Here is a 17,987-nt window from a genome sequence, read left to right as displayed (position 1 = left end):
AATGATATTGAAAAAATGATAAGATTGTATAGTTATGGCAAAAGCGCCAGAAAGTGATTACCATAGATAAATATTTTGTGGAATTGTTACGACAATTTCTAGAGATAGGGGAATAAGATGGCACGAAAAATATCTGTTGCAAATCAAAAGGGTGGTGTTGGAAAAACCACAACCACCATCAATTTGGGAGCATGTTTAACTGATCTTGGTCAAAAAGTATTAATAGTAGATACTGATCCCCAAGGTAATGCCACTAGTGGACTGGGGATTAAAAAAGCCAATGTTGAAAAAGATGTCTATGATGTTTTGGTCAATGAATACCCTTTGAGAAAAACGATTATTCATACTAAACATAAAAATCTGGATATCGTTCCTGCAACAATTCAACTGGCCGGTGCAGAGATGGAATTGACTACCATGATGGCCCGTGAAACACGTTTGCGTGCTGGAATCGAAGAGGTTGATAAAGATTACGATATAATTTTGATCGACTGTCCACCTTCATTAGGTCAGCTTTCCACGAATGCCTTTACAGCAAGTGATTCAATTATTATTCCGGTTCAAAGTGAGTATTATGCGCTGGAAGGTTTGAGTCAACTACTGAATACAATTCGTTTAGTTCAAAAGCATTTCAATACTAATTTAGCTATTGAAGGTGTTCTAATCACAATGCTTGATGCGAGAACTAATCTAGGGGCACAAGTTGTTGATGAAGTGAAATCATACTTTGGCGATTCGGTTTACAAGTCCATTGTTCCAAGAAATACACGTTTAGCTGAGGCTCCAAGTTATGGCCTACCCATCGTAGATTTTGACGATAAGTCAAGGGGTGCGCAAGCTTATCGTGACCTTGCTAAGGAGGTGTTAAAGCGTAATGGCATCAAGCAAAAATAAAAAAGGCTTAGGGAGAGGAATCGACGCAATCTTCTCAGAATTCGAAGCTATCGATGAAAACAGCGAGACCGTCGTTGATTTGTCCATCGATGATATTCGACCTAATCCGTATCAACCAAGAAAAACTTTTGATGAACATGCTTTAAACGAATTAGCACATTCAATTGAACAAAATGGGGTTTTTCAACCGATTATCGTTCGTGAAAGTGTTAATGGATTTGAAATCATAGCCGGTGAAAGACGTTTCCGTGCTAGTAAAATTGCTAAGAAGACTGCTATTCCAGCAATCGTTCGTCCATTAAGTGAATCAGGAATGATGGAAATCGCTGTTTTAGAAAACTTGCAACGTGAAGACTTAACTCCGCTTGAAGAAGCTGACGCTTATCAAACCTTGATTACTAAGTTAAATCTTACTCAAGAACAAGTTTCTCAACGACTCGGTAAAAGTCGTCCTTACATTGCTAACTATTTACGTCTGTTGAATTTGCCAGAAGCAACTAAGAAATTAGTTCAGAACGGTCAATTATCAATGGGACAAGCCAGAACCTTACTCAGTTTGAAGGATAAAGATCAAATTGATAAATTAGCTCAAAGAGCTGTTAATGAAGATTTGACTGTCCGCCAACTAGAACAATTGGCTACCGAATCAAAGCACAATAGTAAAAAGAAAAAGAAGATTGCTCAAAAGTCACCTTACATAAGAGCAACTGAAGAAAAATTAGTTGAGAGATTTGATACTCCCGTAACGGTTAAAGAAACACGTAGCGGTCATGGAAAACTCGAAATTGATTTTACAAATACGGATGATTTAAATCGTATTTTAGACATATTAGGAATCCATTTAGATTAGAGGGCTTGTATGTTTAAACTTGGAGATATTATCACAATGAAGAAACCTCATGCTTGTGGGGCAAACCGCTGGGAAGTTATTCGTCTTGGTGCAGATATCAAAGTTAAATGTCTAGGCTGTGGACATATCGTTATGATTCCACGGGCTGAATTTAATAAGAAATTCAAGAAGGTTTTAACCCAAGCTGATCAGGTAAAAACGGAAAATGAAGAACATTATTTGAGCAAATCTCAATTGATGCCACCAAACTTTATTAAAAGAAATGAGGAATAACTAATGGCTCTAACTGCCGGAATCGTCGGACTACCAAATGTTGGTAAGTCAACTTTATTTAATGCTATTACAAAGGCTGGTGCCGAAATGGCCAACTATCCTTTCGCTACAATTGATCCTAATGTCGGAATGGTTGAAGTGCCAGATGCACGTCTATCAAGAATCGATGAATTGATCCCTGCTAAAAAAATAATTCATACAACTTTTGAATTTACAGATATTGCGGGTATCGTTAAGGGTGCTAGTAAAGGTGAAGGACTTGGTAACAAGTTCTTGGAAAATATTCGTCAAGTTGATGCCATTGTTCACGTAGTTCGTGCTTTTGATGATGATGATATTACTAGTGTTACTGGTAAAGTTGACCCATTGGATGATATTGAAACAATTAATTTGGAACTTGGTTTAGCTGACCTTGATAGTATCAATAAGCGTTATACACGTGTTGAAAAGGCTGCTAAGAGTGCTAAAGATAAAGAAGCTCAAGCTGAATTTGCTGTACTTGAAAAAATCAAGCCAGTCCTTGAAGAAGGCGGAGCTGTTAGATCAATTGATTTTGATGAGGAAGAACAAAAAATTGTTAAAGGACTATTTCTATTAACTTCAAAACCAGTTTTGTATGTAGCTAATATTGCTGAAGAAGATATGGCTGATCCAGAAGCTTCTAAGTATTATAAGTTAATTGAAGATTATGCTAAGAAGGAAAATGCTCAAGTAATCGGAGTTTCAGCTAAGACTGAAGAAGAAATTGCTGAATTGGATGATGATGAAAGAAAAGAATTCCTTGAGGCTGAAGGTGTTACTGAATCTGGTCTTGATAAGTTGATCAAGGCTAGTTACAAATTATTAGGTCTTAGAACATTCTTCACAGCTGGTGGTAAAGAAACACGTGCTTGGACATTCCATGAAGGTATGAAAGCACCACAAGTTGCCGGAATTATCCATTCTGATTTTGAACGTGGATTTATCCGTGCTGAAGTTACAGCTTTTAGTGATTTAGATAGTTTAGGTAGCGAAAAAGCTGTTAAAGAAGCCGGAAAACTACGAGTTGAAGGTAAGGATTACGAAGTACAAGACGGAGATATTATTGAATTCCGCTTCAATGTCTAATCAGGGGGACAAAAATGTCAGAGGATTTAAGAGAGAAGAATAAACAAGCTGCTGAAAAACAAAAAGTTGCTTCAGCTAAGAACGAAAAAAAAGAAGAAATCAAAAGCGAAATTTATAGTGCTAATGCGGATGATTTACGCAAGAAATTAAGTAATAAAAATGCTGAATATGTATTCAAGCTAAATAAATACTTAATGGACGACGGATTTAAGGAAGAAGAAGCTAAAGAAGCTATTGATAAATTACTTCCTGAAATCGTTGATAACCAAATTAAAGGAATTCCAGCTAATCAACTTTATGGACCAGTAACTCAAAGAGCCAAAGATATTGTTCATCCAGTTAAAAAACCTAAGAAGACACCATTCTGGGCTTCGTGGATTGATACATCTCTATTATTCTTTGCATTGTTTGGTTTGTTGTATGGTATCGTAGCTTTGACAAGTAAAAAAGCCGATCCTAATAACCAAACTGGTATTGTTACTCTAGTTGTCTTATCAGCAATGTGGGGTGTCTTGTTGACATGGTTCAACAACCAAATGAAATTGCCTAAAGATAAACGACCAGGTTGGGGAATTACAATCGGTTACTTGTTAGTCGGTTTAGTATTTATGTTTGTTTTCCTAGCCGCTATGACAGTTGTACCTGCAACAATCAACCCAGCGCTTAATGCAATTGGTTACTTTATTGCCGCTGCAGTTGCTTACGGTGTTCGTTTTGTATTCCGCCGTACCATGGGAATTCATGACCGTTCAGTATTTTAGGTGATTTTGAGGTTTATTGAAGGATGCCGTCCTCCACAACAACCAGCTGATTGGGCTGGAACGCTGCGGGCACAGATTTGAAACAATTCTACGAATTGTTTCAAATACTGACCTTCTACTAAGTGGGTTTAAGTGGGTTCCCCACTAAGTAGAATTTCGCGGCTGAGCCCATCAGCTGGTTGTTGTTCCGGACTAAGATATACGTAAATAAGGATTCTGAATATAAAAAATAAAGCAGTATTTACTAAGACTCTTGGAAGATATAATTCCAGATTTCTTACTAAATACTGCTATTTTTATTTTTGTATTGAAATGAAGTAGGATCTAATATCATATCTAATGGATTAATAGTAGTAATAAATTTGTTTAAAGATTTAAAATCTAAAATATCAATCAAAACCAATGGATACACCAGTCTGGAGCAACAAAGAAAATGGGCTCAGTAGTGAAGTTCTACTTAGCTCACTACGTTTCAGCCCAATTTTCTTTGTTGCGGAGGACGGCAGTCTTATTTAACCCGAAAGAATTGAACCACTCCATATATCCCATAACCACCGGCGGCAGCTTGTAAAATGGTCATGATCAAACCAACCTTTTTAAGATCTAAATTATTATCGAAATGTAGTTCATATTGAACGAAGAAAATTACGGCAACCGAAAAGATAATTATCAGTAGAAACTTCATTCTCTTTTTTAAATATTCCATGTGGGCTCTCTTTCATTGTCTAATTAGTAATCTAGCTACATCTTATTGTATAATACTAACTAGTTGTAGACTTGTAAATATATGTTCGCTTGAGAGGTTTATTAAATGAAAATCTTAGTTGTTGATGATGATAAAGAAATTGTGGAACTACTCAGCATTTATATAAAGAATGAGGGATATGAGCCAATTGCGGCTAATTCGGGGCAAGAGGCAATGGACCAATTGGCTGCTCATAGCGATATAGCGCTAATGGTTTTAGATATCATGATGCCTGGTATTGATGGGATTGAGGTCGTTAAACGGGTTCGTAAAAACTCACAAATACCAATTATAATTGTTTCTGCCAAGACTACCGATATGGATAAGATACAAGGTCTTATTACCGGTGCTGACGATTATGTTACGAAGCCATTCAATCCTTTGGAAATTATGGCCAGAATTCGTTCATTGTTACGTCGTAGTTCACAACAGACGGCTAAAAATGTTCCAGACAAATTGGAAGTTGGTCCGATTACAATATATAAGGATTCTCATGAAGTTGTAACTGATTCAGATCAAAAAGTCCAATTAACAGCTTTGGAATTCGGGGTGCTCTATTTGCTTGCCAGTCATCCAAATCGAGTATTTTCAGCTGATGAGATTTTTGAACGAGTTTGGAAACAAGAGAGTGTTGTTTCCGCTAAAACAGTTATGGTACATGTTAGTCACTTACGAGATAAATTAGAAGAAGCTACCAATGGTGAAAAGGTTATTGAAACCGTTTGGGGCGTAGGCTACAAAGTGGAGGTTTGATTTTGAGCAAACGAATCAAACTGAATGTAAGGGAAAAAGGTGTCCTCCTGATTGAAGGAATAGGCACCTTTCTTTTATTTCAGATAATAAATGTTATTTTAATTGCGGGAATTGGTCCTAATAAGTTAGTGAATAATTTGCAAACTAATTTCCAAGGACTTTTAGATAAGAGTTGGGTAATTATTTTAGTTTTGGTTTTAGAAATATTTTTGACTTACTTAATAGTTATTCATACTTATCATGAGATGGAACTAAGTCAGATCAAAAAGATTTTGCATAAAACTGCAACAGATAATTTAACTAAGCAGATCAATTTAAAAGTGAATCCTAATTTGCAAAATATTGTAGATAGCTTTAATCTATTAATTTCCAATATGAATCGTCACTCCGAAGAGCAGCGCCAATCTGAAAAAAGTAAGGATGAATTGATTAGTAATGTCAGTCATGATATCAGAACGCCTTTAACCTCAGTTATTGGTTATTTGGGATTGATTGAGAGCAAGAATTTCAATGATTTAGGTCAGATTTTGAAGTATACGCATATTGCTTATAAAAAATCATTAGAAATGCAAAATCTAGTCAATTCACTATTTGAATACGCTAATGTGCAACATGCAACAAGTCGTTTGAATATGACAAAATTTGATATGGCACAAATGCTAGATCAATTGTCGGCTGATTTTGAATTAGAGGCTAATAAGCGAGGTATGGAAATTATTGTTAATTCTGTACCAGACAAGATCATGATGAAAGGTGATACTGAAAAGCTCGGAAGAGTCTTCAATAACCTGATCATGAATGCTTTTAAGTATGGTAAAGGAGCAACCCATATTTGGCTGACTGCTGAGATGAAAGAAAAAGAAGTTGTAGTGACAGTAGCTAATAATGGTAAATCTATTCCGGAAGACTCTTTGAAACATGTTTTTGATCGTTTTTATCGAGTTGAAGATTCTCGATCTAAAAAAACAGGTGGAACTGGTTTAGGTCTTGCAATAGCTCAAAGTATGGTGCAGTTACATGGTGGAACTATTGCCGTTACTTCAAACGACGAAAAAACATCATTTATTAGTCATTTTCCAATTTCAAAATCCCAAGATTGATTTAAGAGGTTTAATATGAAAAGTTTCTTTAAGAAATTAATGTTGGTAATGTCAGTTGTTATTCTGACGTTGCCAATTTTTACATCAACTGTTAAAGCTGATGATACAGCAGCACAGTTTGATTTGAATGCTACAGCAGGAATGATGTTTGACGAGCAAACTGGTCAAGTCATTTATAAAAAAGATGCTGATGAAAAAGTTGCAATCGGCTCAATAACTAAAATCATTACTTTATATTTAGTAACTAGGGCTCTTAAAGAGGGCAAAATTACTGAGAACGACCAATTGCAGCCAACACAGGCTCAAGCTGATATGACCCAAAAAGCCGAGTATACCAATGTAAGAATTGATGCTGATAAAACATACTCAGTAAAAGATCTTTATAATGCAGCTTGGATTGTTTCATCAAACTCGGCAGCAATGATGTTAGCGGATAAGGTGGCTGGAAGTCAGGCTAAATTCGTTAAGATGATGCGACAAACGGTTAAGGATTGGGGTATCAAGAATGCTCAGCTTTATAATGTGTCAGGTTTGAATAATTCAGATTTGGATGCAGGGATGTATCTTGGTACTAAGAACGATGAGAATAAGTTATCCGCTAACGATATTGGGGTTATTGTTAAACATGTTTTAGATCAATACCCAGAAATCCTAGAAACAACGTCTAAGTCTAAATTAGAGTTTCCAGTGGATAATGAAGTGAAGAATTTTGATTCTTTGAATTTTTTGCTGAAAGGTAATCGTGATTATCAAGAAGGATATGAATTTGATGGATTAAAAACGGGAACGACTGATGCTGCAGGCGAGTCTTTTGTCGGAACATTGCCAATGGATAACTCACGTATCGTTACGATCGTTTTAAATGCCCAAGGTGAGAAGGATGACAAAGATAAGAGATTCCGTAGTACTCAGAAGTTGGTGCATTATTTGAAAGAGAATTACGAACGTAAAGAAATTGTTCAAAAGAATCAAAGTGTCACGATTAATAATAAAAAATATAAAACTTATGAACCTGTTTATGCTTGGCTGCCTAAAAACTTTAATATTGCAGATTTACGTTATAATGTAAGTAGTGACGAGTTAGGTTTTACTGCAATTCACGATAAACAAACGGTAAAATTGATTGCCACAAACACTGGTAACGGTTATCTTCCGTTTAAAAAGGCAGATGTTAAAAAAGTAGTAGATAAGAAGACAAACCAGAAATCTTGGTGGAATCAAATCATAGAATTTTTTAAACATTTATTTTAGGAGCGTGTAGAAATGAGTTTAAAAATTAGTAGTGCGATAGAGATTTTGAAAAAGCATGATTTACTGGTTTCTAGTTCAGTTAGTGATGAAAACCTTGAAGTAACAAATATTAGTTACAATTCTAAAGCGGATCAAACAAATGGAATTTTCTTCTGCAAGGGTAATAAATTTAAAGCTGAATATTTGGATCAAGCCATTAAGAATGGTGCCAAAATTTATGTATCAGAAAAAGAATATAGTAAGGATATTGATTGTTTAATCGTTAAGGATGCTTCAAAAGCTTTGGCTCTATTGAGTGCCAAATACTATGGCAATCCAGAAAATGATTTATTCATTGTTGCTTTTACCGGAACTAAAGGAAAAACAACGACATCATACTTCCTATATGATATTTTGAAGAATGCTTATCCTAAACAAGTTGGTCTATTTTCAACCGTTGATCGTATTGTGGGACCAGATCCTAAAGATGAATTTAAGTCAGATCTTACAACACCCGAGTCATTGGAGTTATTCCGTGACATGAGAAGATGTGTTGATAATGGTCTTAAATACTTAGTTATGGAAGTATCTTCTCAAGCTTATAAGAAGAATCGTGTTTATGGCTTGAAGTTTGATATTGGTGGATTCTTGAATATTACACCTGATCATATTGGACCTAATGAACATCCAACTTATGAGGACTACTTGAATTGCAAGAAACAATTAATGATCAATTCCAAGATCAATATTATTAATCGTCAAACAAATGACTACGACACAGTTTATGCCGCAGCTAAAGAAACAAGCACTGATAAGGATATTTACAGATTCGCTCAAAATGAAGTTGGCGATACTGATTTTAGTATTCGTAACAAGGAATCAAACTTGAACGATTCTGTCTTTACCTTTACAGCCGAAAGTGATAAAGCAGAGGATTTACAGGAACATAGCGAATATACATACAAATTGGGCCTTGTTGGTGACTTCAATGAGTTAAATGCTGGGGCAGCAATAATTGCCGCCAAGAAGATCGGTGTTAAAAACGAAGTGATTGCTGATAGTTTAAAATCAGCGTTTGTTCCCGGAAGAATGGAACATATTAATACCCAATCTCATGGAACGATTTTTGTAGATTATGCTCACAATTATGCCAGTATGAATGCTCTTTTGAGCTTCATCAAGCGTGAATATCCAAGTTCTAAGATTAAGGTAGTTGTTGGAAGTCCTGGTGATAAGGGAGTTTCTAGACGTGAAAGCTTTGCTAAAGTTTTGACTGAGCTAGCTGATTTTGCTATTTTAACAACTGACGATCCTGGTTTTGAAGATCCAGCAGCTATCTGTAAACAAATTGATGATCAGATTGACCATACAAAGGTTCAAGTGAAAACTGTTTTAGATCGTGAAAAAGCCATTCGTGAAATGATTGAATCTAGTAGCGATGATGATATTGTGGTTTTAGCTGCTAAGGGTAATGATGCTTATCAAAAGACTAAAGGCGTCGATGTTCCTTATCCAAGCGATCCAGTAGTTGCTAAGAAAATTTTGAAGGATATTGAGGGTTAGAATCATGAAGAAGTTCTTTACAGTAATTGGTGGAATGGGTAGTTTAGCTACTGAAAGTTATATTCATTTGCTGAATGAACGTACACCTACAAAAAAAGACCAAGATTATTTAGATTATATTTTGGTTAATCATTCAACTGTTCCAGATCGGACAGCACATATTTTGGACCACAGTAAGCCTAGTTTCTTACCTCCACTAACTGAAGATATTAAACAACAAAGTTTATTAAAGCCTGAATTTATGGTAATAATTTGTAATACAGCCCACTATTACTATAAGGAACTACAAGCAGCCACTGATATTCCCATTATTCATATGCCCCATATGGCAATCAGTGTGATGAAGAAAAAGTATCCAAAGGCAAAAAGAATCGGATTGATTGCTACTAAGGGAACAATTGCTGATCATGTCTATGAAAATGAAATCAAAGATGCAGGTTTTGAATATAGTTTGGGTGATCAAGCTGTTCAAGATGAAGTAGAGAGTTTAATTTATGACGATATTAAGATCAAGGGTCAGATGAATGCTCCTAAGTACTTCCATATTTTGAAGACAATGCATGATAAATTTGACTGTGACGTTATTGTTCTAGGATGTACAGAGTTATCTTTCGCTCAAGAAAAAGCACCAGATCATCCATATAATGTTATTGATGGTCAAGGAGTAATCGTCGATAAATCAATTGAATTTGGTGAAAAGATTCGTCGTGGCGAAAAAATCGATTTTACTAAGATTTATTAATGTTTCATGAGAAACATTGCGGAGCTGGAAACACTTCCGATATAATATTTGGTGTATAAGGAGGTACTTCCACATGTTTAAAAGATTATCTATATTTACGGTTGTCTTATCAGGGGTATTATTAGCTGGCTGTGCTAATCAACAATCTGCTAGTACGCAATCAGCTGCTAGATCCGAACAAACACAAGATAGTACGAAAAATAAAACTCCCAATAAATCGACTAAATCTGCTAATACATCAGATACTGAATCTGATGATAATGCTAAAAATTCAACGAATTCAAAATCTGATAATGATCAAAATACTAATAACAATCAAGGTACAACTGATCAAAGCAGTAACAATGCTAATAGTTCAAGTACAACTGATTCAAAGAGTAATGACCAGACTACTCAAGATCAACAAGATCAAAGTCAACAATCAGTTAATATCACGACTGCTGATCAGGCAACGGAATATCTAGCAGATCAATTGAGCTCAACTTATGACAAGTCAACAACACAATATGTTGCTAATGGTAAAGTTACTTGGAATAATGTTAATGGATATCAAATAAATATCTATAGTAAGAATTCTGATTCACCAGTAGGAAGCTATTTGGTACCAACAAATGGTCAATTTTTCCAAATCTGGTAATCTTTAGTAATTAAAAAAAGTAATGCCCATTAAGTATTCAAGGTAGTAAAAATACTTAATAGGCATTTTTTGTTGTAGAGGGCGGCAAATTTGTAATGTAACTAAACTTGCCTTTACAATAATAATTAGTTATATTTTTAAGAGGTCGGTACAAAACTTATGGTTTTGTTCAGGCCTCTATTTTAGTCATGTAATTATTTGAATAGAGGATAATAAATGCGAAAAAAGAAAGTAATTTTATTTGTTTTATTTTCGCTACTGATATTTGTAGGGGGATGTGCTCAGAAAAAGACATCTCAAAAAATTATCACAACAACGGTGAATACTTATATTGAACCGATTAAGAGTGTTGTGGGCAATAAGTATAAAGTGGAATCGATTATTGAGTCAGTTAACGTTGATCCTCACAGTTTTTCACCTTCAAGCAATGATGCCAAGCAAATTGCTGATTCACAATTGATAGTTTCAAGTGGATTGGGCTATGATGATTGGGTTAATAAAATTGTGACCGCTAATAATCAAAATAAAAACTTAATAGATTTTGCTAGTGATGTACTCCACAAAAAAGATGGCGACAACGAGCATGTTTGGTTCGGTGTTAAGAATGTACAAAAACTAAGCAAATCTGTCTATCAACATATGTCTAAGGTAGATCCTAAGAATAAGTCGTATTATCAAGCTAATTTTAAGGAATATAATTTAAAATTAACTAGTTTAATCCAAAGAGAAGATGCTTTGAAAAAATATACTAACGGTAAAAAAGCTTATGTCACAGAGCCTCTGCCATACTATATGTTGAAAGATTTAGGTGTGAAAATTGCTAATCCTCACTTTGCTAAATCAATTGAAGATGATACTGATCCTTCAATTGAAGATGTGAAGAATATGGAAAATGGTTTGAAGAATCATAAAGTTAGTTTTTTAGTGGTAAATAAACAAGTTACAAGTGGAATTATTACTAAAATGACTGGTTTGGCTAAAAAATATCACGTTCCAATCGTTTATTTCACAGAAACATTACCAAATGATGTGGGATATTATGATTGGATGGACGGCAATATTACACAGATCGAAAGGATAGTGAAGAAATAGCTGTGATTGAAGCGAAGGATTTAACAAAGAGATTTGGAAAACAACTAGTATTCGAGAATCTTAATTTTAAAATTCCAGATGGTGAGTTTATTAGTCTGATTGGTCCTAATGGATCAGGTAAGACAACTTTAGTTAAGATCATGATGGGGTTAGAAAAAAAGACTAGCGGCGAATTAAAGATTGATAAGTCGCAAACGATTGGTTATGTCCCACAGTTTAGAAATATTGATCTCGATTATCCTCTAGATATTGAACAATTTGTCAGATTGAATTTAAAATTCACGATTAGTCCAACTAAAAGACGCGAGAATAATGAGTTGATCAAAACAATTTTAGCTAAAACCAAGTTAACTGAATTAAAGGACCGTCCATTAGGATTAGCGTCCGGTGGTGAAAAGCAAAAGGCATATTTGGCACAATCATTGCTAAATGATCCTAAAATTTTAATTTTGGATGAATCTACAGCTAGTCTTGATGTTGAAGTTAAAATGCAATTGATGGATTTGGTTAAAGAATTAAATGAAAAGTATAATTTGACAGTCATTTTCATTACCCATGATTATGAATTAACTAAGAAATATACTAGTCGGGCATTATTCTTTAAAGGTAAGACGTTGGAAGAGGTCAAAGTTTCTGATGTTTCTGAAGATATGTTTGAGATGGGGAGTTAATTATGTTTGGATATGAATTTATGAAAGAGGCCTTCATCGCCAGTACCTTTATTGCTATAACGGCTGGTTTGGTTGGAGTTTTCGTAGTTTCAAGAAATATGTCATTTCTTTCGCATACACTTTCAGAAATTGGATTTGCTGGAGCTGCGTTTGGAATTCTGGTTGGTATTTCGCCATTGGCAGGGATGATTCTCTTTACTTTAGTCAGCTCGATTGCTGTCGGTAGTTTAAGTACTGAATCCTCAAGACGTGAGGCGTCAATTAGCGCTATATCATCGTTATTCATTGGTTTAGGAATCTTGTTTTTATCGTTATCCTCTGAATCTAGTAGTTATGCTACTAATATTTTGTTTGGGAGTATCGTTGGTATTAGTTCAAAAGAAGTTAATCAATTGATGATTTTGGCATTATTCGTTATTTTTGTTTTCATTATTTTCTATAAGCCCTTGTCATTTGATTCATTTGACCATATTGGAGCTCGTGCGGCCGGTTTGCCAACAAGACTACTATCGATTGCCTTTTTGGTAACTTTGGCTCTGAGTGTCAGTATTGGCGCCCAGATTGTTGGTTCATTATTAGTTTTCGTTCTACTAACTTTACCAGGGGCTACTGCAAAATATGTAGTACATACAGTTCCTAAGTTGATCATGGTATCAGTTGGTTTATCATTAGCTGGCGTTTGGTTAGGTTTGTACTTAGCCTTTGTTACGAATTGGCCAGTTACGTTCTTCATTTCAGCTTTTGAAGTTATCGCATATTTCTTGGGATTAAGCTATAAGAATTGGAAATTAAACCATTAAGGATATGAACAAATGTTAAAAGAATTATGGAATAAATATAAAGATGCGATTCCGTATTTATTTTTCGGAGTCTTAACAACTGTAGTAAATTATTTGGCTTTTGCCTTATTGTGGCGTGTAATGGGAGTGAACTCACAAATTGCTAATGCAATTGCCTATTTGATTTCAGTTATTTTTGCCTATGTGACAAATAAACTGTGGGTTTTCAATTCTCATACGACGACATGGAAAGCCTTTTTTCAAGAAATGGGTTCATTCTTCCTTTTCAGAGGTGGTTCTTGGATCATAGATCAAGGAACGATGTTTATCGGAATGATTCTATTACATGGAAATGGTTTTATTGTTAAGTTGATTGCTAATGTAGTAGTTGTTTTATTGAACTATATTTTTAGTAAGTTTATTATTTTCAGAAAAAGAAACTAATTTGTGAATTTTTCAAATTATAGTGTTTTACTTTAAATTCTAGATAAAAAAGAACAGCATCTATTGAAAAGTATTCAAGGTATATAAAAATATATCTGAATCTTTTAATGGATGCTGTTCTTTTTAGTTGGAAAAAAATTTTTAGCGGATTTTTACAGATTAATGAAATCAGTTTTATTCTTTCTCTGCAATTACTTTTTGATCTCGACGAATGATTTCATATAAGCCAAAAAGTAGTAATAATATTATTGCTGCTATAAGAACTAATTTAGTATTACCAAAAATCAATTCGTCACCACCGAAGGCATATAGAAATGAAACTGGTAGTGAACCAATAAGTATGCATAAGGTTTTGTTTTTCAATGACATTTTCAATTCTAAAGCGGCGTAATTGACAAGTAATGTTGGCAACATGGGAATCGCGTAGCCGATACTTAGACCAATTCTTGGATGGCGCATGTTCCTTAAACGGTCTGCTAAAGATCTAAAGCGACTTGGTTTAACTTTATGAGGGAATGATCCAAGAATATTAATGGCTAATAGATTTCCAATAACAATTCCACAAATATTGATACCGAATCCAAGCCAGCGTCCAAAGCATACGCCTGATAATATAGCAATGGCTGAGATTGGTACACCAGGAATTGCCGACCCAATAGCAATCACTGCCATAAATATAACGGCGTTATGTTTACCTTGGCTTCTTAAAAGAGTAATTAAGGTTTGACGATTAAAAGTATAATTGAAAAAATTCTCAATTATATCAAGATAGTTAAACCAAAGAATTGTAAATAAAGTTATGAAAATAACGAAACCAATAGTAATAAAGAAAATTTTATGACGGAGTTTCATGGCAATACCTCAGAATTGGAGTTAATAAATCCAACTTAGCATAAATATAAAGAAAAGTGATAATGAATTTAATATTTCTATAAATTCATTATCACTTTTTATTATTAGATTAGTCTTGTAATTCACGAATGGCCAAGGCAAAATCACCCATTGTAGCTGAGCCATTATTCTTAACTTCAGGCATCGTGATGTATTTGTCTAAGGCAGGTACTTCAATATAATTGTTCAATAATTCTTTAAATTGAGTACGAACTTTTTCTAGGAATGCCTCACTAACAACGCCACCACCAAAGACAATTTTGTCAGGTCTTAAAATTAAAGTGGCTTGAATGGCTGCTTGAGCAACATAGTAAGCCATGATATCCCAAACGTGATCAGTAAGAGGAACATCTTTACCAGGCTTGCCAAGACGAGCATCAAAGGTAGGACCAGCAACAAGACCTTCCAAACAGTCGCCGTGGAAAGGACAGATACCCTTAAAATCAAGATCGTCAGGATGACGTTTTAAGAAAGTATGACCCATTTCAGGATGTCCCATATTACCGATGAATTTACCATCAGAAATGGCACCAGCACCTACACCAGTACCAATAGTGTAATAAACTAGTGAATCGATTTTTTCATTGGATAATGTTGACATAACATACTCACCATAAGCTGAACCATTAACGTCTGTTGTCCAAAACATTGGGACATTTAGACTTTTTTTCATTGTTCCAATGAAATCAGTATCTTTCCAGCCTGGTTTAGGGGTTGATGTAATGTAACCATATTTAGGTGAATTTTTACGTAGTTCTATGGGACCAAAAGAAGCAATTCCTAAAGCTTGAATGTCAAATTTCTTAAAATAATCAATGGCCTTTTGTAAGGTTTCTTCTGGTGTTGTAGTTGGGAAATGAATACTGTCTTTAATTCGATAATCTTCGTCACCAACAGCACAAACAAATTTAGTTCCGCCCGCTTCAATACTTCCTACTAGCAATGTAATCTCTCCTTCAATTTTCAGGTAATCGTTTTCAATGTATTACACGATACTATTTTTTGTTTTTTACGTCAAATTAAATTTATCAAAATAAATTACTAAATTATTGTCATAAGTTGAAGAAATTTGTTTCAAGACAGCATGATATAATTAAATTAGTTATATAAACAATGGGTGAAATAATGAAAGCAAAAATAGATGATGTAGCGAAATTAGCAGGAGTTTCCAAAACTACCGTTTCAAGGGTGATGAATAAACGGGGTTATTTGAGTGAGAAAACAATTAAAAAAGTTCATGATGCGATGGATGAATTAAATTACCAACCTAATGTTGTGGCAAGGCAGTTATTTAAGCAGGAAACAAAATTGGTGGGGTTGATTTTTCCAACGGTCAATAATCCCTTTTTTGGACAATTGGTTGCCACTATGGAAAAAAAGCTTTTTAGTAAAGGATTTAAAGTTTTACTTGGTGACTCTATGAATGATCCTGAAAAAGAAAAGTTATATTTGCGAGAGTTAATGGCACATCAAGTCGATGGTTTGATTGTTGGTGCTCATAATCAAGGTATCAAGGAGTATCAAAATGCTAATTTACCCATTATTGCTATTGATCGAATTATGAATAATGATATTCCCGTAGTATCATCCGATAATTATCAAGGCGGTAAAATGGCTACAGAATTACTGATAAAAAATGGTGCTAAGGTGATTATCCACACAAATGGACCAAAAACTTTACAAACTCCAGCTCAAAAAAGACGTCAAGCATATGAAGATACTATGATTCAATATGGCTTAAAACCAATAACTTATACGGTCGATTTCAATGTTAGTTATGAGCAAAAAGCCAAATTTTTAAAGAATATTTTTAAAGATCATCCGGATGTTGACGGTATGTTTATTTCTAATGATGTGGATGCTGCTCAAGTCATTGATATTGCTGGTGATCTGGGCTATAAAGTACCTGACGATTTGAAAATAGTGGGCTATGATGGAGCAGAAACTACAAGAATTTTATTACCGAACTTAACGACAATTATTCAACCCATTGATCGAATGGCCGAAATAGCTGTAAATATGCTAGTAGCAAGGATTTCTAATAATGATGCTGGGGAAAATAAGGTTCTTCCAGTTAAGGTTTGGAGAGGAAAGACAGTATAAATTTGTGATAACCGGTTGACATAAAATATGTAAGTGCTTACAATAAATTTTGTTAAGTGCTTATTTTTTAATAATTAAATGTCAACCGGTTAACACAAAATAAGGAGTAATCAATAATGCGTAAAAATGCTTATGTTAGACTTAGTGCCTTTTTCTTCTTTTTCTTTGTCAGTTGGTCAGCTTGTTATTCATTGTTTGCAATTTGGTTAGGTCAAGAAATTCATTTAAATGGTGAAGCAACAGGGCTTATTTTTGGAATTAACGCAGCTTTTACTTTGTTAATGCAACCTTTGTATGGATATATTTCGGATAAGTTAGGTGTTCGTAAAGATTTACTAGTTTATTTAAGCGGTATTTTGATTTTCACAGGTCCATTTTTTATTTATGTATATGGACCATTATTAAAATTTAATGTAGTTATAGGAGCAATAGTAGGTGGAATTTTTCTAGGGGTTGGATATTTGGCCTCTTGTGGTGCGGTTGAATCTTATATTGAAAAAATCAGTCGTAAATATGATTTTGAATATGGACGTGCTCGGATGTGGGGTTCATTAGGTTGGGCTGTAACAACATTTTTTGCGGGACAATTATTTAACATAAATCCTAGTTATAATTTCTGGATCGCATCTATTGCGGCAATTGTGATGTTCCTAATTATTTTGACTACTAAGGTTGAAGTTACTGATGTTGAAGCTAAGAATGCTGATTCAGTTACCGTTAAAGATGTTTTCAATTTATTTAAGTTAAAGGATTTTTGGTTCTTTGTTATCTTTGTTTTAGGTGTTACATGTGTTTATGGGGTTTATGATCAACAATTTCCACGTTATTTTGCAGAACAATTTGCAACAGTAAAATTAGGTAATCAAATGTTTGGTTATTTAAATTCATTCCAAGTTTTTCTTGAAGCTGGAATGATGCTTTTAGCACCAAAGATTGTTAATAAAATTGGTGCTCGTAATTCACTTTTGCTAGCAGGATTTTTGATGGCATTTCGAATTACGGGGTCAGGTTTGGTTAATGGACCAATTTTAATTTCAATGATGAAACTAATTCACTCATTTGAATTGCCAATTCTGTTAGTTTCTGTATTTAAATACTTAGATGCTAATTTTGAAGCTAGATTATCTTCTATTCTATATTTGGTTGGTTATCAGTTCTCTAGTCAGATTGGAACGATTGGGTTATCTTCACTTGTAGGTAAAATGTATGATTCACTCGGATTTAAAATAACTTATTTATATCTTGGTATTTTTGTTTGTGTCTTTGCAGTAATAGCAGTGTTTACTCTGAAAAAGGGTGATTCACAAATAACTAAGACAAATTCAATTGATGCTCATGTTCAAAGTTAAGGA

Annotated in this window: 20 protein-coding genes; 17 read left to right on the top strand and 3 right to left on the bottom strand. The window is 34.4% G+C overall.

Annotation, left to right across the window (positions count from 1 at the left end; all coding sequences use genetic code 11):
• Positions 1-117 precede the first annotated feature (117 nt).
• The 5 genes from LAB100_RS06290 to LAB100_RS06270 are packed head-to-tail and all read left to right on the top strand — an operon-like array spanning position 118 to position 3,885.
• The gene (locus LAB100_RS06290) at positions 118-894 is read left to right on the top strand and encodes a ParA family protein (protein ID WP_119325391.1); all 777 of its coding nucleotides are present in this window, start codon (positions 118-120) and stop codon (positions 892-894) included.
• Positions 875-1,744: a ParB/RepB/Spo0J family partition protein gene (locus LAB100_RS06285; protein ID WP_119325392.1), complete on the top strand. Its 870-nt coding sequence runs from the start codon at positions 875-877 to the stop codon at positions 1,742-1,744. The genes LAB100_RS06290 and LAB100_RS06285 overlap by 20 nt, the downstream gene beginning before the upstream one ends.
• A gap of 9 nt (positions 1,745-1,753) precedes the next feature.
• On the top strand, positions 1,754-2,017 hold the full coding sequence (locus tag LAB100_RS06280; protein WP_119325393.1) for a DUF951 domain-containing protein: 264 nt from the start codon (positions 1,754-1,756) through the stop codon (positions 2,015-2,017).
• 3 nt (positions 2,018-2,020) lie between these two features.
• Positions 2,021-3,124 carry a redox-regulated ATPase YchF gene (ychF, locus tag LAB100_RS06275; RefSeq protein ID WP_119325394.1) on the top strand — a complete coding sequence of 368 codons (1,104 nt, stop codon included), beginning with the start codon at positions 2,021-2,023 and terminating at the stop codon, positions 3,122-3,124.
• A gap of 14 nt (positions 3,125-3,138) precedes the next feature.
• Entirely contained in the window at positions 3,139-3,885 is a 747-nt protein-coding gene (locus LAB100_RS06270; protein ID WP_119325395.1) for a DUF1129 family protein, read from the top strand.
• 508 nt (positions 3,886-4,393) lie between these two features.
• Here LAB100_RS06270 and LAB100_RS06265 read toward each other — a convergent pair.
• Positions 4,394-4,591: a hypothetical protein gene (locus LAB100_RS06265; protein WP_119325396.1), complete on the bottom strand. Its 198-nt coding sequence runs from the start codon at positions 4,589-4,591 to the stop codon at positions 4,394-4,396.
• A 105-nt stretch (positions 4,592-4,696) separates the two neighbouring features.
• Here LAB100_RS06265 and LAB100_RS06260 point away from each other — a divergent pair, with 105 nt between their 5' ends.
• The 10 genes from LAB100_RS06260 (at position 4,697) to LAB100_RS06215 (ending at position 13,641) form a co-directional block, all read left to right on the top strand.
• A complete protein-coding gene (locus LAB100_RS06260; protein WP_119325397.1) occupies positions 4,697-5,383 on the top strand; it encodes a response regulator transcription factor in 687 nt (228 codons plus the stop codon).
• A 2-nt stretch (positions 5,384-5,385) separates the two neighbouring features.
• Positions 5,386-6,483, top strand: a complete 1,098-nt coding sequence (locus tag LAB100_RS06255; RefSeq protein WP_119325398.1) for a sensor histidine kinase — start codon at positions 5,386-5,388, stop codon at positions 6,481-6,483.
• A 15-nt stretch (positions 6,484-6,498) separates the two neighbouring features.
• A complete protein-coding gene (locus LAB100_RS06250; RefSeq protein WP_119325399.1) occupies positions 6,499-7,734 on the top strand; it encodes a D-alanyl-D-alanine carboxypeptidase family protein in 1,236 nt (411 codons plus the stop codon).
• Positions 7,735-7,746: 12 nt separating this feature from the next.
• Positions 7,747-9,276: a UDP-N-acetylmuramoyl-L-alanyl-D-glutamate--2,6-diaminopimelate ligase gene (locus tag LAB100_RS06245; RefSeq protein WP_119325400.1), complete on the top strand. Its 1,530-nt coding sequence runs from the start codon at positions 7,747-7,749 to the stop codon at positions 9,274-9,276.
• Positions 9,277-9,280: 4 nt separating this feature from the next.
• Positions 9,281-10,018, top strand: coding sequence for an aspartate/glutamate racemase family protein (locus LAB100_RS06240; protein ID WP_119325401.1), 738 nt, complete (start codon positions 9,281-9,283; stop codon positions 10,016-10,018).
• A gap of 73 nt (positions 10,019-10,091) precedes the next feature.
• Positions 10,092-10,655, top strand: a complete 564-nt coding sequence (locus LAB100_RS06235) for a hypothetical protein (protein ID WP_119325402.1) — start codon at positions 10,092-10,094, stop codon at positions 10,653-10,655.
• 216 nt (positions 10,656-10,871) lie between these two features.
• The gene (locus LAB100_RS06230; protein ID WP_119325403.1) at positions 10,872-11,747 is read left to right on the top strand and encodes a metal ABC transporter solute-binding protein, Zn/Mn family; all 876 of its coding nucleotides are present in this window, start codon (positions 10,872-10,874) and stop codon (positions 11,745-11,747) included.
• Positions 11,748-11,749: 2 nt separating this feature from the next.
• The gene (locus LAB100_RS06225; RefSeq protein WP_119325404.1) at positions 11,750-12,418 is read left to right on the top strand and encodes a metal ABC transporter ATP-binding protein; all 669 of its coding nucleotides are present in this window, start codon (positions 11,750-11,752) and stop codon (positions 12,416-12,418) included.
• A 2-nt stretch (positions 12,419-12,420) separates the two neighbouring features.
• Positions 12,421-13,218 carry a metal ABC transporter permease gene (locus tag LAB100_RS06220; protein WP_119325405.1) on the top strand — a complete coding sequence of 266 codons (798 nt, stop codon included), beginning with the start codon at positions 12,421-12,423 and terminating at the stop codon, positions 13,216-13,218.
• A 12-nt stretch (positions 13,219-13,230) separates the two neighbouring features.
• Positions 13,231-13,641 (top strand): GtrA family protein, encoded by a 411-nt coding sequence (locus tag LAB100_RS06215; protein WP_119325406.1) that lies wholly within the window; start codon positions 13,231-13,233, stop codon positions 13,639-13,641.
• Between the two features lie 174 nt (positions 13,642-13,815).
• On the opposite strand, the gene LAB100_RS06210 is transcribed toward LAB100_RS06215, so the two are convergent.
• Together LAB100_RS06210 and scrK are read right to left on the bottom strand one after the other, a co-directional pair.
• Entirely contained in the window at positions 13,816-14,493 is a 678-nt protein-coding gene (locus LAB100_RS06210; protein ID WP_119325407.1) for a TVP38/TMEM64 family protein, read from the bottom strand.
• 109 nt (positions 14,494-14,602) lie between these two features.
• A complete protein-coding gene (gene scrK, locus LAB100_RS06205) occupies positions 14,603-15,475 on the bottom strand; it encodes a fructokinase ScrK (RefSeq protein WP_119325408.1) in 873 nt (290 codons plus the stop codon).
• Positions 15,476-15,657: 182 nt separating this feature from the next.
• Between scrK and LAB100_RS06200 the strand changes: the two genes are divergently transcribed.
• Both LAB100_RS06200 and LAB100_RS06195 read left to right on the top strand, forming a co-directional pair.
• Positions 15,658-16,635: a LacI family DNA-binding transcriptional regulator gene (locus tag LAB100_RS06200; protein ID WP_119325409.1), complete on the top strand. Its 978-nt coding sequence runs from the start codon at positions 15,658-15,660 to the stop codon at positions 16,633-16,635.
• 116 nt (positions 16,636-16,751) lie between these two features.
• Entirely contained in the window at positions 16,752-17,984 is a 1,233-nt protein-coding gene (locus tag LAB100_RS06195) for an MFS transporter (RefSeq protein WP_119325410.1), read from the top strand.
• The last annotated feature ends 3 nt before the right edge of the window (positions 17,985-17,987 follow it).

The sequence above is a fragment of the Companilactobacillus musae genome, from assembly GCF_003967595.1.
Taxonomy (GTDB): domain Bacteria; phylum Bacillota; class Bacilli; order Lactobacillales; family Lactobacillaceae; genus Companilactobacillus; species Companilactobacillus musae.
Note: the sequence above shows the minus strand (reverse complement) of the source record. Positions and strands in the feature narration are given on the sequence as shown.

Excerpts from the sequence above, each read along its gene's own strand:
- LAB100_RS06245 (WP_119325400.1), top strand. The coding sequence starts at position 7,747 with ATGAGTTTAAAAATTAGTAGTGCGATAGAGATTTTGAAAAAGCATGAT.
- ychF (WP_119325394.1), top strand. The coding sequence starts at position 2,021 with ATGGCTCTAACTGCCGGAATCGTCGGACTACCAAATGTTGGTAAGTCA.
- LAB100_RS06210 (WP_119325407.1), bottom strand. The coding sequence starts at position 14,493 with ATGAAACTCCGTCATAAAATTTTCTTTATTACTATTGGTTTCGTTATT.
- LAB100_RS06250 (WP_119325399.1), top strand. The coding sequence starts at position 6,499 with ATGAAAAGTTTCTTTAAGAAATTAATGTTGGTAATGTCAGTTGTTATT.
- LAB100_RS06265 (WP_119325396.1), bottom strand. The coding sequence starts at position 4,591 with ATGGAATATTTAAAAAAGAGAATGAAGTTTCTACTGATAATTATCTTT.
- LAB100_RS06220 (WP_119325405.1), top strand. The coding sequence starts at position 12,421 with ATGTTTGGATATGAATTTATGAAAGAGGCCTTCATCGCCAGTACCTTT.
- LAB100_RS06270 (WP_119325395.1), top strand. The coding sequence starts at position 3,139 with ATGTCAGAGGATTTAAGAGAGAAGAATAAACAAGCTGCTGAAAAACAA.
- LAB100_RS06215 (WP_119325406.1), top strand. The coding sequence starts at position 13,231 with ATGTTAAAAGAATTATGGAATAAATATAAAGATGCGATTCCGTATTTA.
- LAB100_RS06285 (WP_119325392.1), top strand. The coding sequence starts at position 875 with ATGGCATCAAGCAAAAATAAAAAAGGCTTAGGGAGAGGAATCGACGCA.
- LAB100_RS06280 (WP_119325393.1), top strand. The coding sequence starts at position 1,754 with ATGTTTAAACTTGGAGATATTATCACAATGAAGAAACCTCATGCTTGT.
- LAB100_RS06195 (WP_119325410.1), top strand. The coding sequence starts at position 16,752 with ATGCGTAAAAATGCTTATGTTAGACTTAGTGCCTTTTTCTTCTTTTTC.
- LAB100_RS06260 (WP_119325397.1), top strand. The coding sequence starts at position 4,697 with ATGAAAATCTTAGTTGTTGATGATGATAAAGAAATTGTGGAACTACTC.
- LAB100_RS06235 (WP_119325402.1), top strand. The coding sequence starts at position 10,092 with ATGTTTAAAAGATTATCTATATTTACGGTTGTCTTATCAGGGGTATTA.
- LAB100_RS06200 (WP_119325409.1), top strand. The coding sequence starts at position 15,658 with ATGAAAGCAAAAATAGATGATGTAGCGAAATTAGCAGGAGTTTCCAAA.
- LAB100_RS06290 (WP_119325391.1), top strand. The coding sequence starts at position 118 with ATGGCACGAAAAATATCTGTTGCAAATCAAAAGGGTGGTGTTGGAAAA.
- LAB100_RS06240 (WP_119325401.1), top strand. The coding sequence starts at position 9,281 with ATGAAGAAGTTCTTTACAGTAATTGGTGGAATGGGTAGTTTAGCTACT.
- LAB100_RS06230 (WP_119325403.1), top strand. The coding sequence starts at position 10,872 with ATGCGAAAAAAGAAAGTAATTTTATTTGTTTTATTTTCGCTACTGATA.